12 protein-coding genes are annotated in these 13,158 nt (G+C 73.0%); all 12 read right to left on the reverse strand.

From position 1 onward, the window contains the following. Positions 1 to 36: 36 nt before the first annotated feature. Genes nuoL through AC0IVP_RS14295 form a run of 12 tightly spaced genes read right to left on the reverse strand, consistent with a single transcriptional unit; the run spans position 37 to position 13,004 of the window. Positions 37 to 1,941, reverse strand: coding sequence for an NADH-quinone oxidoreductase subunit L (gene nuoL / locus AC0IVP_RS14240; RefSeq protein WP_200938681.1), 1,905 nt, complete (start codon positions 1,939 to 1,941; stop codon positions 37 to 39). Positions 1,942 to 1,954: 13 nt separating this feature from the next. Beyond that, positions 1,955 to 2,254, reverse strand: coding sequence for an NADH-quinone oxidoreductase subunit NuoK (gene nuoK / locus AC0IVP_RS14245; RefSeq protein ID WP_056289320.1), 300 nt, complete (start codon positions 2,252 to 2,254; stop codon positions 1,955 to 1,957). After that, positions 2,251 to 3,108, reverse strand: a complete 858-nt coding sequence (locus AC0IVP_RS14250; protein ID WP_471757341.1) for an NADH-quinone oxidoreductase subunit J — start codon at positions 3,106 to 3,108, stop codon at positions 2,251 to 2,253. The genes nuoK and AC0IVP_RS14250 overlap by 4 nt, the downstream gene beginning before the upstream one ends. Continuing rightward, the gene (gene nuoI, locus AC0IVP_RS14255) at positions 3,105 to 3,698 is read right to left on the reverse strand and encodes an NADH-quinone oxidoreductase subunit NuoI (protein ID WP_082556476.1); all 594 of its coding nucleotides are present in this window, start codon (positions 3,696 to 3,698) and stop codon (positions 3,105 to 3,107) included. Before nuoI ends, AC0IVP_RS14250 begins: the two co-directional genes overlap by 4 nt. Beyond that, complete coding sequence (gene nuoH / locus AC0IVP_RS14260) at positions 3,691 to 5,169, reverse strand: NADH-quinone oxidoreductase subunit NuoH (protein WP_471757343.1); 1,479 nt, start codon at positions 5,167 to 5,169, stop codon at positions 3,691 to 3,693. Before nuoH ends, nuoI begins: the two co-directional genes overlap by 8 nt. Then, positions 5,166 to 7,628 carry an NADH-quinone oxidoreductase subunit G gene (locus AC0IVP_RS14265; protein ID WP_471757345.1) on the reverse strand — a complete coding sequence of 821 codons (2,463 nt, stop codon included), beginning with the start codon at positions 7,626 to 7,628 and terminating at the stop codon, positions 5,166 to 5,168. The genes nuoH and AC0IVP_RS14265 overlap by 4 nt, the downstream gene beginning before the upstream one ends. Next, positions 7,625 to 8,953 (reverse strand): NADH-quinone oxidoreductase subunit NuoF, encoded by a 1,329-nt coding sequence (gene nuoF / locus AC0IVP_RS14270; protein WP_471757347.1) that lies wholly within the window; start codon positions 8,951 to 8,953, stop codon positions 7,625 to 7,627. Before nuoF ends, AC0IVP_RS14265 begins: the two co-directional genes overlap by 4 nt. Positions 8,954 to 8,956: 3 nt before the next feature. Continuing rightward, positions 8,957 to 9,955 (reverse strand): NADH-quinone oxidoreductase subunit NuoE, encoded by a 999-nt coding sequence (nuoE, locus tag AC0IVP_RS14275; RefSeq protein WP_471757349.1) that lies wholly within the window; start codon positions 9,953 to 9,955, stop codon positions 8,957 to 8,959. A 32-nt stretch (positions 9,956 to 9,987) separates the two neighbouring features. Next, entirely contained in the window at positions 9,988 to 11,307 is a 1,320-nt protein-coding gene (locus AC0IVP_RS14280) for an NADH-quinone oxidoreductase subunit D (RefSeq protein ID WP_056289339.1), read from the reverse strand. Then, entirely contained in the window at positions 11,304 to 11,972 is a 669-nt protein-coding gene (locus AC0IVP_RS14285; RefSeq protein WP_056289341.1) for an NADH-quinone oxidoreductase subunit C, read from the reverse strand. The genes AC0IVP_RS14280 and AC0IVP_RS14285 overlap by 4 nt, the downstream gene beginning before the upstream one ends. After that, entirely contained in the window at positions 11,969 to 12,637 is a 669-nt protein-coding gene (locus AC0IVP_RS14290) for a NuoB/complex I 20 kDa subunit family protein (protein WP_056289345.1), read from the reverse strand. Before AC0IVP_RS14290 ends, AC0IVP_RS14285 begins: the two co-directional genes overlap by 4 nt. Positions 12,638 to 12,641: 4 nt before the next feature. Continuing rightward, a complete protein-coding gene (locus AC0IVP_RS14295) occupies positions 12,642 to 13,004 on the reverse strand; it encodes an NADH-quinone oxidoreductase subunit A (protein ID WP_056289347.1) in 363 nt (120 codons plus the stop codon). Positions 13,005 to 13,158: the final 154 nt, after the last annotated feature.

Below are 13,158 nucleotides of genomic sequence, written 5' to 3' on the forward strand. Positions count from 1 at the left end.
GTCCGGAGGAGGTGTGGGCGGGCACGGGGACGGGCCTCACGAGGCCACCGCCAGCAGGGCGGCGGCGACGAGCACGGCGCCGCCGAGCATGCCCAGGGCGTAGGAGCGGACGAAGCCGGTCTGGGTGCGGCCCAGCCGGGACGAGGACCCGCCGAGGCCGGCGCCGATGCCGTTGACCAGGCCGTCGACGCCGCGGTTGTCGACGTAGACCAGGGCCCGGGTGAGCCACATCCCCGGCCGCATGAAGACCGTCTCGTTGACGGTGTCGGCGTAGAGGGCGTTGCGGGCCGCGCGCACCGGCAGCGACACGCGCTCGGGCGCGACGACGGGGACCTCGCGGCGGCCGACGAACAGCCAGGCCACCAGCACCCCGACCGCGACGACGAGGGTCACCAGCACGCTGACCGCCAGCGGCGGGACCACGTGCGCGGTCGCCTCCTCCGGCGCCCCGAACACCGGGGCCAGCCAGTCGGCGAGCGGGAACACCTCCACCAGCAGGAAGCCCGCGGCCACCGACCCGACGGCCAGCACCACCATCGGCGCCGTCATCACCGCGGGCGACTCGTGCGGGTGCACGCCGTCCTCCCAGCGGGGGCGGCCGGCGAACGTCATCAGCATCAGCCGGGTCATGTAGAACGCGGTCAGCCCGGCCCCCAGCACGGCGACCCCGCCCAGCAGGTACCCGGACACCCCGCCCCGGTCGAAGGCGGCCTCGATGATCGCGTCCTTGGTCCAGTAGCCGGACAGGAACGGGAAGCCGATCAGGGCGAGGTAGCCCAGCCCGAAGGTGACGAACGTGGTCTTCATCCGCCCGGCCAGGCCGCCGAAGCGGCGCATGTCGGTCTGGTCGCCCATGCCGTGCATGACCGATCCCGCGCCCAGGAACAGCCCGGCCTTGAAGAAGCCGTGGGTGAGCAGGTGCGCGATCGCGGCCACGTAGCCGACCGGGCCCAGCCCGACGGCCAGGAACATGTAGCCGATCTGGCTGACCGTGGACCAGGCCAGCACCTTCTTGATGTCGTCGAAGGCGCAGCCCGCGACCGCGCCGATCAGGATCGTGATCGCACCGACCACCAGCACGACGGTGCGGGCGGTGGGGCTGGCGTCGAAGACCGGGGCACTGCGGGCGATCAGGTAGACCCCGGCGGTGACCATGGTGGCCGCGTGGATGAGCGCCGAGACCGGGGTCGGGCCCTCCATGGCGTCGGGCAGCCAGGCCTGCAGCGGGAACTGCCCGGACTTGCCGCACGCGCCCAGCAGGAGCAGCAGGCCCAGCGCGGTGACCGTGCCGCCGGCCAGCAGGCCGACCGAGCCGAGGACACCCGCGTAGGACGTCGTCCCCAGCTGCACGAACATCACGAAGACCGCCAGGGCCAGGCCGACGTCCCCGACCCGGTTCATGACGAACGCCTTCTTGGCGGCGGTGGCCGCGGCCGGGCGCTGGTACCAGAACGCGATCAGCAGGTAGGAGGCGAGACCGACGCCCTCCCAGCCGACGTAGAGCGCCACGAAGCTGTCGCCCAGGACCAGCAGCAGCATCGCGGCGACGAAGAGGTTCAGGTAGGCGAAGAACCGGCGGCGGGCCGGGTCGTGGGCCATGTAGCCGACCGAGTACACGTGGATGAGCGCGCCGACCCCGGTGATCAGCAGCACGAAGACCGCCGACAGCGGGTCGTAGAGCAGCCCCGCGGTCACGTCCAGCTGCCCGGTGGAGATGAAGGTGAACAGCTCCACGCCGACGCTCTTCGTGGTGAGCCCGGACAGCTGCACGGTGCTCGCGACAGCGAGGACGAACGCGGCGACGACGGTGCCGATGGCCAGCAGGTGGCCCCACCGGTCGGTGCGCTTCCCGCCCAGCAGCAGCACGGCCGCGCCGGCCAGCGGCAGCGCGATCAGCAGCCAGGACGCAGCGAGCAGGCCCGTCGCGGGCACGGTTTCCACGAGTCTGCTCCGCTCAGTACTTCAGCAGGTTGGCGTCGTCGACCGACGCCGATCGGCGGGTGCGGTAGATCGACATGATGATCGCGAGACCGACCACGACCTCGGCCGCGGCGACGACCATCACGAAGAACGCGATGACCTGCCCGTCGAGGGTGCCGGTGGCCCGGGCGAAGGTGACCAGCGTCAGGTTCACCGAGTTGAGCATCAGCTCGATGCACATGAAGACCACGATGGCGTTGCGTCGCACCAGCACGCCGACCGCGCCGATGGTGAACAGCACCGCGGCCAGCACCAGGTAGTTCGTCAGGCTCATCGGAGCTCTCCCCCGGTCCCGCGGGTGGTCCCCAGCGCGCCGTCGGGGCCATCGCCCCGCCCTGCCCCCGGACCCCACCCGCCACCGCTGTGGCCGCCCGGCGGCAGCTCGTCGACCACCTGGGGCTCGACCCCGGTGGCGAAGCTGGCCTCGGACGGGCTGCCGTCGGGCAGCCGGCCGGGGGCGGCGATCGAGTTGGCCCGGGCGTAGATGCCGGGGCCGGGCAGGGTCTGCGGGTGCTCGGAGGTGAGGAACCGGGCGCGGGACAGCTCCTTCTGGGTCTGCCGGCTGCCGGGTTCGCGCTCGATGTGCGCCAGCACCATCGCCCCGACCGCGGCGGTGATCAGCAGCGCGCTGGTGACCTCGAAGGCCAGCAGGTAGCGGGTGAACAGCAGCCGGGCGATCGCCTCGATGTTGCCGTCTGCCGCTCCCCCGGCGCCGCCCTGCACGGCCTCCAGGCCCGCGACCGGGAGGTCCTGGGTCGCCCGGGCGATGCCGGCCCCGACCAGGCCGGCGAAGCCGACGCCCAGCACGGTGGCCGCGACCCGCTGGCCCCGCAGGGTCTCCACCACGGAGTCCGAGGAGTCCCGGCCGACCAGCATCAGCACGAAGAGGAACAGGATCATGATCGCGCCGGTGTAGACGATGATCTGCACCGCGCCGAGGAACGGTGCCTCCTGGACGACGTAGAAGACGCCGAGTGCCAGCATCGTGTTGACCAGGAACAGCGCCGAGTGCACGGCGTTGCGGGCGAAGACCATGCCCAGCGCCCCGGCCAGCGCGATCGGGCCCAGCACCCAGAACGTGACGGCCTCGCCGGTGCCGATCTCGACGGCGGCCAGCACGTCGGTCACGAGCCCGCCCCCGGCACGCGCAGGTAGTAGTCCTTCTCGTCGTCCCCCAGGCGCATCGGGTGCGGGGGCTGCTCCATGCCGGGCAGCAGCGGGGCCATCAGCTGCTCCTTGGTGTAGATCAGCGACGCGCGGTCGTCGTCGGCCAGCTCGAAGTCGTTGCTCATCGTCAGGGAGCGGGTGGGGCAGGCCTCGATGCACAGCCCGCAGAAGATGCAGCGCAGGTAGTTGATCTGGTAGACCGCGCCGTACCGCTCCCCCGGGGAGAACCGCTGCTCCTCGGTGTTGGTGCCGCCCTCGACGTAGATGGCGTCGGCCGGGCAGGCCCAGGCGCAGAGCTCGCAGCCCACGCACTTCTCCAGGCCGTCCGGGTGCCGGTTGAGCACGTGCCGGCCGTGGTAGCGCGGCTTGGTGACCTTGGGGGTCTCCGGGTACTGCTCGGTGGTCACCTTCGTGAACATCGTGGCGAAGGTGACGCCGAAGCCCTGGGCCGGTGCCGGCAGCCAGCTGGTCCGCTTGGCCGGCGCGGACGCCGTCCCCCCGGACTGCTCGACCTCACCGCCGGAGCGCCGGGCGGGGGTCTGCTCAGGCATCGGGTTCCTCCGTGGCGGGGGTCGGGCGGGAACGGCGGCCGGTGCTGACGACGGACCCGGCGGCGACCGGTTCGCCGTCGCCCAGGCGGGGCGAGGGCGGGACGACGAGGTCCATCGGCGGGATGGGGAACCCGCCCTCGGCGCGGGCCGGGCCGGAGCGCTGCGCGGGCCGGCGGCGGGCCCCCGCGGTGCGCACCGGGGGCAGCACCTCGGGCTCGGTCGGGTTGATCGACCCGGCCGCGGCGTTGAGCGCGGCGATCCGGGTGTCCCGGTTGGCCCGCCGGGAGGCCACCAGCAGCACCCCGAGCACGACCGCCGCGATCGGGACGCCGACGTAGAGCGCGACCTCGCCGCTGGACAGGTCGTACTCCCGGGAGACGGTGCGCATGGTGGCCACCGCGAGGATCCACACCAGCGCGGTGGGGACCAGCACCTTCCAGCCGAAGCGCATGAACTGGTCGTAGCGCAGCCGGGGCAGGGTGCCGCGCAGCCAGATGAAGACGAACAGCGCGGCGACGACCTTGCCGGCGAACCACAGCAGCGGCCACCAACCGGTGTTCGCGCCGTCCCAGACCGAGATCGGCCAGGGCGCCCGCCAGCCGCCCAGGAACAGCGTCGCGGCCAGCGCGGAGACGGTGACCATGTTGACGTACTCGGCGAGGAAGAAGAGCGCGAACTTCAGCGAGGAGTACTCGGTGTGGAACCCGCCGACCAGCTCGGACTCGGCCTCGGGCAGGTCGAAGGGCGCCCGGTTGGTCTCCCCGACCACGGCGATGACGTAGATGACGAAGGACACCGGCAGCAGGACGGCGTACCAGGACGGGCCCTGGAAGGTGAGCCCGAAGAAGTCCAGCTCGTTGCCCCCGGCCTGGGCCGCGACGATCTCGGAGGTGCTCATCGTGCCGGCGTAGAGGAACACCGCGACGATGGAGAGCCCCATGGCGATCTCGTAGCTGACCATCTGGGCGGCGCTGCGCAGGCCGCCCAGCAGCGGGTACGTCGACCCCGACGCCCAGCCGCCGAGCACGATCCCGTAGACGCCCATCGCCGAGCAGGCCAGCACGATGAGCACCCCGATCGGGGCGTCGATGAGCTGCAGCGGCGTCTGCTGGCCGAAGATCGACACCTCGGGGCCCAGCGGGATGACCGAGAAGGCCAGGAACGCCGGGATCGTGGCGATGACCGGGGCGATGAAGTAGACCGGCTTGTCCGCCATCGCCGGCATGACGTCCTCCTTGAACGCCAGCTTCAGCCCGTCGGCCAGGCTCTGCAGGTAGCCGCGCGGGCCGACCCGGTTGGGCCCCGAGCGCTGCTGCATCCGGGCGACGACCTTGCGCTCGAAGACGATCGCGAACAGCGTCATGACCACCAGCACGCCGAAGACGCCGACGACCTTGATGACGACGATCCACCAGACGTCGGTGCCGAAGTCCTCCAGCGTGGGCTGGTCGGTGGCGGCCAGGACGCTCACGCGGCGCTCCCCGGGGTGAGCCGGACGACGGCGCCGGGGCCGGCACCCAGGCCGGTGCGGACGTGGCTGCCCGGTGAGCGCATCGGCACCCACACCACCCGGTCGGTCATCTCGGTGACCTGCACTGGCAGGGTGATCGACCCGGCCGGGCCGGTCAGGGTGACCGGGTCCCCGTCGGCGACGCCCAGGCGCAGCGCGGTCTCCTTGCCCAGCCGGGCGACCGGCGGGCGGGCGGTGCCGGCCATCGCCGGCTCGTCGCGCTGCAGGGTGCCGTCGTCCAGCAGCTGGTGCCAGGAGGCGAGGACGGCGTCGTCGGGGCCCAGCCGGGGACTGGCGGCGGGGGCGACGTCCAGGCCACGGACCTCGCGGGTCCGCCCGGCGCCGCCCAGCTCCACCAGCTCGCGGCGTGCCGCGTCCACCCCGGCCAGCCCGAGGCGGACGCCGAGGGCGTCGGCCAGCCCGGTGAGCACCCGGGCGTCGGTCAGCGCGCCGGTGCCGTGCAGGGTCGCGTCGAAGGGGCGGACCCGGCCCTCCCAGTCCAGGTAGCTGCCGGCCTTCTCCGGGGCGGCGGCCACCGGCAGGACGACGTCGGCGTGGTCGGTGACCGCGGTCGGGAAGAGCTCGAGGCTGACCACGAACCCGGCGGCGGCCAGTGCGGCCTCGGCGAGCGCGGGGTCGGGCAGGTCGGCGGGGTCGACACCGCCGACGAGCAGGCCACCGAGGCGGCCCTCGCGGGCGGCGGTGAGGATGCCGGTGGTGTCCCGGCCGGGCTTCACCGGCAGCTCGGCGCCCCACAGCGCGCCGACCTCCTCGCGGGCCACCCGGTCCTCCACCGCCCGGCCGCCGGGCAGCAGCGCGGGCAGCGCGCCGACCTCGACGGCACCGCGCTCCCCGGCCCGCCGGGGCACCCAGCCGATCCGGGCGCCGGTGACGCGGGCCAGGGCGGACAGCGCCGACAGCGCGCCCGGGGTCTCGGCCAGCCGCTCACCGGCCAGCACGACGGCACCCTCCAGCCGCAGCGCCGCCGCGGCCGCGGCGCCCACACCACCGGCCGAGTCGGCGGCCAGCGCGCGCAGCACCGCCCCCTCCAGCCCGGGCGGGGTGGCCAGCAGGGTGGCGTCCAGCTTCTCGTCGGCCCGGGTCGCGAACGGGGCGACGTCGAAGACCGGCAGCGCCCGCTCGCGGACCGCCCGACGCAGCCGGAGGAAGACGATCGGCGACTCCTCCTCGGGCTCGAAGCCGACCATCAGCACCGCGGGGGCGGCGACCAGCTCGTCGTAGGTGACCGCCCCGGCGCCGGGCGCGGTGCCGGCGACGTGCGCGGCCAGGAAGGACAGCTCCTCCGCGGAGTGCGCGCGGGCCCGGGCGTCGACGTCGTTGGTGCCCAGGGCGACCCGGGCGAACTTGGCGTAGGCGTAGGCGTCCTCGACGGTGAGCCGGCCGCCGGGCAGCACCCCGACCCCGCCGTCCGCACGGGCGGCGGCCAGGCCGGCGGCCGCGGCGGCCCAGGCCTCGGGCCAGGACGTCGGCTGCAGCACGCCGTCCCGGCGGACCAGCGGGGTGGTGAGCCGCTCGTTGGCCGCGGCGTAACGGAAGGCGAACCGGCCCTTGTCGCAGTTCCACTCGGTGTTGACCGCCGGGTCGTCGCCGGCCAGCCGGCGCATCACGGTGCCGCGCCGGTAGTCGGTGCGCTGGGCGCAGCCCGAGGCGCAGTGCTCGCAGACGCTGGGCTCGCTGCGCAGGTCGAAGGGGCGCGACCGGAACCGGTAGGCCGCGCTGGTCAGCGCACCGACCGGGCAGATCTGCACCGTGTTGCCGGAGAAGTAGGACTCGAAGGGCTCGCCCTCGCTGACCGACACCTGCTGCAGCGCGCCGCGCTCGAAGAGCTCGATGAACGGGTCGCCGGCGACCTGCTGGGAGAACCGGGTGCAGCGGGCGCAGAGCACGCAGCGCTCCCGGTCCAGCAGCACCTGGGAGCTGATCGGCAGCGGCTTGGGGTAGGTCCGCTTGGTCTCGACGAACCGGCTCTCCGAGCGCCCGTTGCTCATCGCCTGGTTCTGCAGCGGGCACTCCCCGCCCTTGTCGCAGACCGGGCAGTCCAGCGGGTGGTTGACCAGCAGCAGCTCCAGGGTGCCCTGCTGGGCCTTCTCGGCGACCTCGCTGGTCAGCTGGGTCCTCACCACCATGTCCGGGCTGACCGGCACCGTGCAGCTGGCGACCGGCTTGCGCTGGCCCTCCACCTCCACCAGGCACTGCCGGCACGCCCCGACCGGCTCCAGCAGCGGGTGGTCGCAGAACCGCGGGATCTGCACCCCGATCTGCTCGGCGGCCCGGATGATCAGCGTGCCCGCGGGCACGGCGACGTCGAAGCCGTCGATGGTGCAGCGGACGTGGTCGGCCGGGGTGTGCGGTCCGGGGACCGCGGGCGCCTGGGCGGGGGCGGGTTCGGGGGTGGTCATGCCATCGCTCCCACGGGCTCGAGACGCAGCGAGCGGCCCAGCCGGCCCTGCTCGTCGGGGGGCAGCAGCGCGACGTAGTCGTCGCGGAAGTACTTCAGGCTCGAGGCGATGCAGCTGGTCGCGCCGTCGCCCAGGGCGCAGAAGGAGCGGCCCAGGATGTTGTCGCAGGTGTCGGTGAGCAGGTCCAGGTCGGTGGCCCGGCCGTGCCCGGCGACCAGCCGCTCCAGGATCTGGGTCAGCCAGTACGTGCCCTCCCGGCAGGGGGTGCACTTGCCGCAGCTCTCGTGGGCGTAGAACTCGGTGAAGCGCATCGTGGCCTCGACGATCGAGTCGGTCTCGTCGAAGACCATCAGCGCCGTCGTCCCCAGCATCGAGCCGGCCGCCGCGACCGAGTCGAAGTCCAGCGGGACGTCGAGGTGGTCGGCGGTGAAGAACGGGGTGGAGGAACCGCCCGGCGTCCAGAACTTGAGCTGGTGCCCGGGCCGGACGCCGCCGGCCATCTCCAGCAGCTCGCGCATCGTGGTGCCCATCGGCGCCTCGTACTGCCCGGGGTGCACCACCCGGCCCGACAGCGAGTAGATCTTGGGCCCGGGCGACTTCTCCGGCCCGAAGGCCTTGAACCAGGCCGACCCGCCGCGCACCACGAACGGCACGCTGGCCAGGGTCTCCACGTTGTTGACCACCGTCGGGGCGCCGTAGAGCCCGGCGACGGCGGGGAAGGGCGGCTTGAGCCGCGGCTGCCCGCGCATGCCCTCCAGGGAGTCCAGCAGCGCCGTCTCCTCCCCGCAGATGTAGGCGCCGGCCCCCGCGTGCACGACGACGTCGAGGTCGAAGCCCGAGCCGTGCACGTCCCTGCCGAGGTGGCCGGCGGCGTAGGCCTCGGCGACGGCGGCGACCAGCCGGCGGTGGGCGTGCACGGCCTCGCCGCGGACGTAGACGACCGCGTAGTGGCAGCGGATGGCGTACGAGGCGATGGCCACGCCCTCCACCAGGGAGTGCGGGTCGGCCATCATCAGCGGGACGTCCTTGCAGGTCCCGGGCTCGCCCTCGTCGGCGTTGACCACCAGGTACTTGGGCTTGGCGGCCGGTCCGGTCGGGGTCTCCCCCGGCTTGGGCTGCGGGATGAACGACCACTTCATCCCGGTCGGGAACCCGGCGCCGCCGCGGCCGCGCAGGCCGGAGTCCTTCACCAGGGTCACCAGCTCGTCGGGCGTCATGCCCAGCGCCTCCCGCCAGGCCACGTAGCCCTCGGTGCGCTCGTAGGTCTCGATGGTCCAGGACCGGTCCTCGGCGTAGCGCGTGGTGAGGACGGGGGTGAGCGGCATGGCTCAGACCTCTCGCTCGATCGAGGTGCCGGACCCGGACTGGGCCTGCTCGGCGGGGTGCTCGACGCCGGCGTCCCGGTCGGCCGCGGCACGGCCGGCCGGTTCGGGGCGGTCGGGGTGGTTGGACAGCGCGCCGGCCCGCTCCGCCGGGTTGTCCGCGGCGGCGACCTCGGCGTCGGCGGCCTGCTCGCCGGGCGTCCCGCCGTCCCCCGCCCCGCCCTGGCGTGGGATCCCTTGCACATCGCTGGCACCGTCTGCCGTGTGCGAGGGATCCCATGCCGAGGCGGCGGGGGTGGGCATCGGGGGTGCCGACTCGCCGCGCTCGGCGGCCAGCCGCACCCCGCGCAGGGTGGGGACGCCGGCCGAGGGCCCGTCGACGGCGGCCTGCGCGGCCGCGGCGTCGGCGTGCTGGGACAGCCCTGCCAGCTGCCGGGAGACGCCGCGGAAGTCGGTCAGCGGGGCACCGCGGGTGGGCGGCGGCTTCTCGCCCCGGCGCAGCGCGGCGACCAGCTCGAGGGCGGACTCGACGTCCTGCTGGTCGTAGAACTCGTAGTCCACCGTGACGACGGGGGCGTAGTCGCAGGCGGCCAGGCACTCGGCGTGCTCCAGGGTGACCGAGCCGTCGGCGGTCGTCTGGTCGTGGCCCACGCCCAGCTCGGCCGACAGCCGGTCGTAGACCCGCTGGCCGCCGAGCACCGCGCACAGCGTGTTGGTGCAGACGCTGACCAGGTGCCGGCCGGTGGGACGGCGCTTGTACATCGTGTAGAACGTCGCGACCGCGCCCACCTCGGCCTTGGTCAGGCCCAGCTCCTGCGCGCACAGCGCGATGCCCTCGGGCGAGACGTACCCCTGCACCGACTGGACCAGGTGCAGCATCGGCAGCAGCGCCGAGCGGGGCACCGGGTAGCGGGCCATCAGCTCCCGGCACTCGGCGCGGGTGGTGTCGGTGAGCGGCGGGAGGTCCGCACGCACCTCGGTCGGGCTGGAGTCCAGCCCGGTCACCGCCGTCCCCTCTGCGGATCCCGGCAACGCGGTCATCGGTCCACGCCTCCCATCACGGGGTCGATCGAGGCGATCGCGGCGATGACGTCGGCGATCATGCCGCCCTCGCTCATCGCCGCCGTCGCCTGCAGGTTGGTGAAGCTGGGGTCGCGCACGTGCACCCGGAACGGGCGGGTGCCGCCGTCGCTGACCACGTGGAAGCCGAGCTCGCCACGGGGGGACTCGATGGCCTGGTAGACCTGCCCGGCCGGCACCCGGAACCCCTCGGTGACCAGCTTGAAGTGGTGGATCAGGGCCTCCATCGACTGGCCCATGATGTGCTTGACGTGGTCCAGGGAGTTGCCCATGCCGTCGGCGCCCAGGGACAGCTGCGCGGGCCAGGCGATCTTCTTGTCCTCGACCATCACCGGGCCCGGGCGCAGCCGGTCCAGGGCCTGCTCGACGATCTTCAGCGACTCGTTGACCTCGGCCATCCGGACCAGGTAGCGGCCCCAGGCGTCGGAGGTGTCGGCCGTGGGGACCTCGAAGTCGTAGGTCTCGTAGCCGCAGTACGGCTCGACCTTGCGCAGGTCCCAGGGCAGCCCGGCGCTGCGCAGGATCGGGCCGGTGACGCCCAGGGCCAGGCAGCCGGTGACGTCGAGGTAGCCCACGTCGCGCAGCCGGCGCTGCCAGATGGGCTGGCCGGTGAGCAGCCGGTGGAAGCCGGCGACCCGCTCGGGCATGACGGTGAGGAACTCGCGGATCTTGGCCTCGACCCCGTCGGGGAGGTCCTGGGCCAGGCCGCCGGGGCGCACGTAGGCGTGGTTCATCCGCAGCCCGGTGATCTCCTCCAGCAGGTCCAGCACGAGCTCGCGCTCGCGGAACCCGTTGGTCATCCCGGTGAGGGCGCCCATCTCCATGCCGAAGGTGGCCAGCCCGACCAGGTGCGAGGCGATCCGGTTGAGCTCCATCACCAGCACCCGGATGGTGGTGGCCCGCTCGGGCACCTCGATGCCCAGCAGCTTCTCCACCGCCAGGCAGTAGGCGGTCTCGTTGAACAGCGGCGCCAGGTAGTCCATCCGGGTCACGAAGGTCGTGCCCTGGGTCCAGGTCCGGTACTCGGTGTTCTTCTCGATGCCGGTGTGCAGGTAGCCGATGACGACGCGGGCCTTGGTGACCGTCTCGCCCTCGAGGTCCAGCACCAGCCGGAGCACCCCGTGGGTGGAGGGGTGCTGCGGCCCCATGTTCACGACCAGCCGCTCCTCGGCGAGCGGGTCCGAGCCGAAGGTCAGGTCCCAGTCGCCCCCGGTGACCGTGTAGACCCGGCCCTCGGTGGTCTCGCGCGAACCGGCGTAGGGGTCGGTGGTGGTCACCGGTAGGACCGCCTCTCGTCCGGGGGCGGGATCGTCGCGCCGTGGTACTCCACGGGGACGCCGCCGAGCGGGTAGTCCTTGCGCTGCGGGTGCCCGTCCCAGTCGTCGGGCATGAGGATCCGGGTCAGCGCCGGGTGGCCGTCGAAGACGACGCCGAACATGTCGAAGGCCTCCCGCTCGTGCCAGTCGGCCGTCGGGTACACCCGGGTCACGCTGGGCACGTGCGGGTCCTCCGCGGTGACGGCGACCTCCAGCCGGACCCGGCGCCGGTAGGTCATCGACGTCAGGTGGTAGACGACGTGCAGCCGCTTGCCGGCCGGGCCGCCGGCGTCCAGGTAGTCCACGCCGGACACCGAGGAGCACAGCTCGAAGCGCAGCGCGTCGTCGTCCCGGAGGGCCTGGACGAGGGCCAGCAGGTGCTCGCGCTCGACGAAGTAGGTGATCTCGCCGCGGTCGACGAGCACCCGCGGCACGGCGGCGTCGTAGGTGGCCTGCCCGACGGCGTCCACCAGGGCGTCGGTGACCTCGTCGAACCAGCCGCCGTAGGGCCGCTCGGTGGAGTGCAGCGCGACCGCACCGCCGGGCTCGACCCGGACCAGGCCGCCGAAGCCGGAGGTGTCACCGCTGCCGCTGACGCCGAAGGCGCCGGTGCGGAAGCCGGTCACGACCGCTCACCCGGCAGCAGGACGGCGTTGCCCCCGCGCTGCTCGATGGCGAACTGGCCGGTGCGGCCGCGGGCGGCGGCGTCCTCGTAGGCCTTCTTCGCCGCCTTGTCCACCCGCACCGTGGAGGGCATCGCGACGTGCAGGTCGGGGGCGGTGCCGTCGGCCCGGGCAGCGGCGAGCGCCGCCGCCCGCTTGGGGCCCAGCGGCTCGTGCTGGATCTTGTGGTGCAGCTTGAGGATGGCGTCCATCAGCATCTCCGGCCGCGGCGGGCAGCCGGGCAGGTACATGTCCACCGGGACGATGTGGTCGACGCCCTGGACGATCGCGTAGTTGTTGAACATCCCGCCCGAGCTGGCGCAGACGCCCATCGACAGCACCCAGCGCGGCTCGGGCATCTGGTCGTAGATCTGGCGGAGGACCGGCGCCATCTTCTGGCTCACCCGCCCGGCCACGATCATCAGGTCCGCCTGTCGCGGGGAGGCCCGGAAGACCTCCATGCCGAAGCGGGCCAGGTCGTAGCGCCCGGCGCCCGAGGCCATCATCTCGATCGCGCAGCAGGCCAGGCCGAAGGTGGCCGGCCACAGCGAGGACTTCCGGGTCCAGTTGACCAGCTTCTCGACGCTGGTCAGCAGGACGCCGCTGGGGAGCTTCTCTTCCAGGCCCATGTGCTCAGTCCCATTCCAGTCCACCGCGACGCCAGACGTAGGCGTAGGCGATGAACACGGTGGCGATGAAGACGGCCATCTCGACCAGGCCGAAGACCCCGAGCTGGTCGTTGGCGACCGCCCAGGGGTAGAGGAAGACGATCTCGATGTCGAAGACGATGAACAACATCGCGGTCAGGTAGTACTTGATCGGGAAGCGGCCGCCGGTGAGCGGCTGGTCGACCGGCTCGATGCCGCACTCGTAGGCCTCGAGCTTGGCGCGGTTGTAGCGCCGGGGGCCGATGAAGGGCGCCGCGGTCACCGAGAACAGCGCGAACCCCGCCGCCAGCACGAACAGCCCGACGAGCGGGACGTAGGTCGCGAGCACCGCTGCTGCCTCCCCCGGGGTCCTCGACGAGCTTGTGAATTGGTTCACAAGCCGTTCTGGTTCGACCCTATGTCGGAGATCACACCGGAGGGAAGAGACCCCCCGACGGCGTGGCGGAACTGAGGGTGCCCTTCCCTGCTCGCGGGCAGGTCAC

This window comes from Klenkia sp. AC732 (genome assembly GCF_979256525.1).

Excerpts from the sequence above, each read along its gene's own strand:
- nuoF (WP_471757347.1), bottom strand. The coding sequence starts at position 8,953 with ATGCCGCTCACCCCCGTCCTCACCACGCGCTACGCCGAGGACCGGTCC.
- nuoK (WP_056289320.1), bottom strand. The coding sequence starts at position 2,254 with ATGAGCCTGACGAACTACCTGGTGCTGGCCGCGGTGCTGTTCACCATC.
- nuoI (WP_082556476.1), bottom strand. The coding sequence starts at position 3,698 with ATGCCTGAGCAGACCCCCGCCCGGCGCTCCGGCGGTGAGGTCGAGCAG.
- AC0IVP_RS14265 (WP_471757345.1), bottom strand. The coding sequence starts at position 7,628 with ATGACCACCCCCGAACCCGCCCCCGCCCAGGCGCCCGCGGTCCCCGGA.
- AC0IVP_RS14290 (WP_056289345.1), bottom strand. The coding sequence starts at position 12,637 with ATGGGCCTGGAAGAGAAGCTCCCCAGCGGCGTCCTGCTGACCAGCGTC.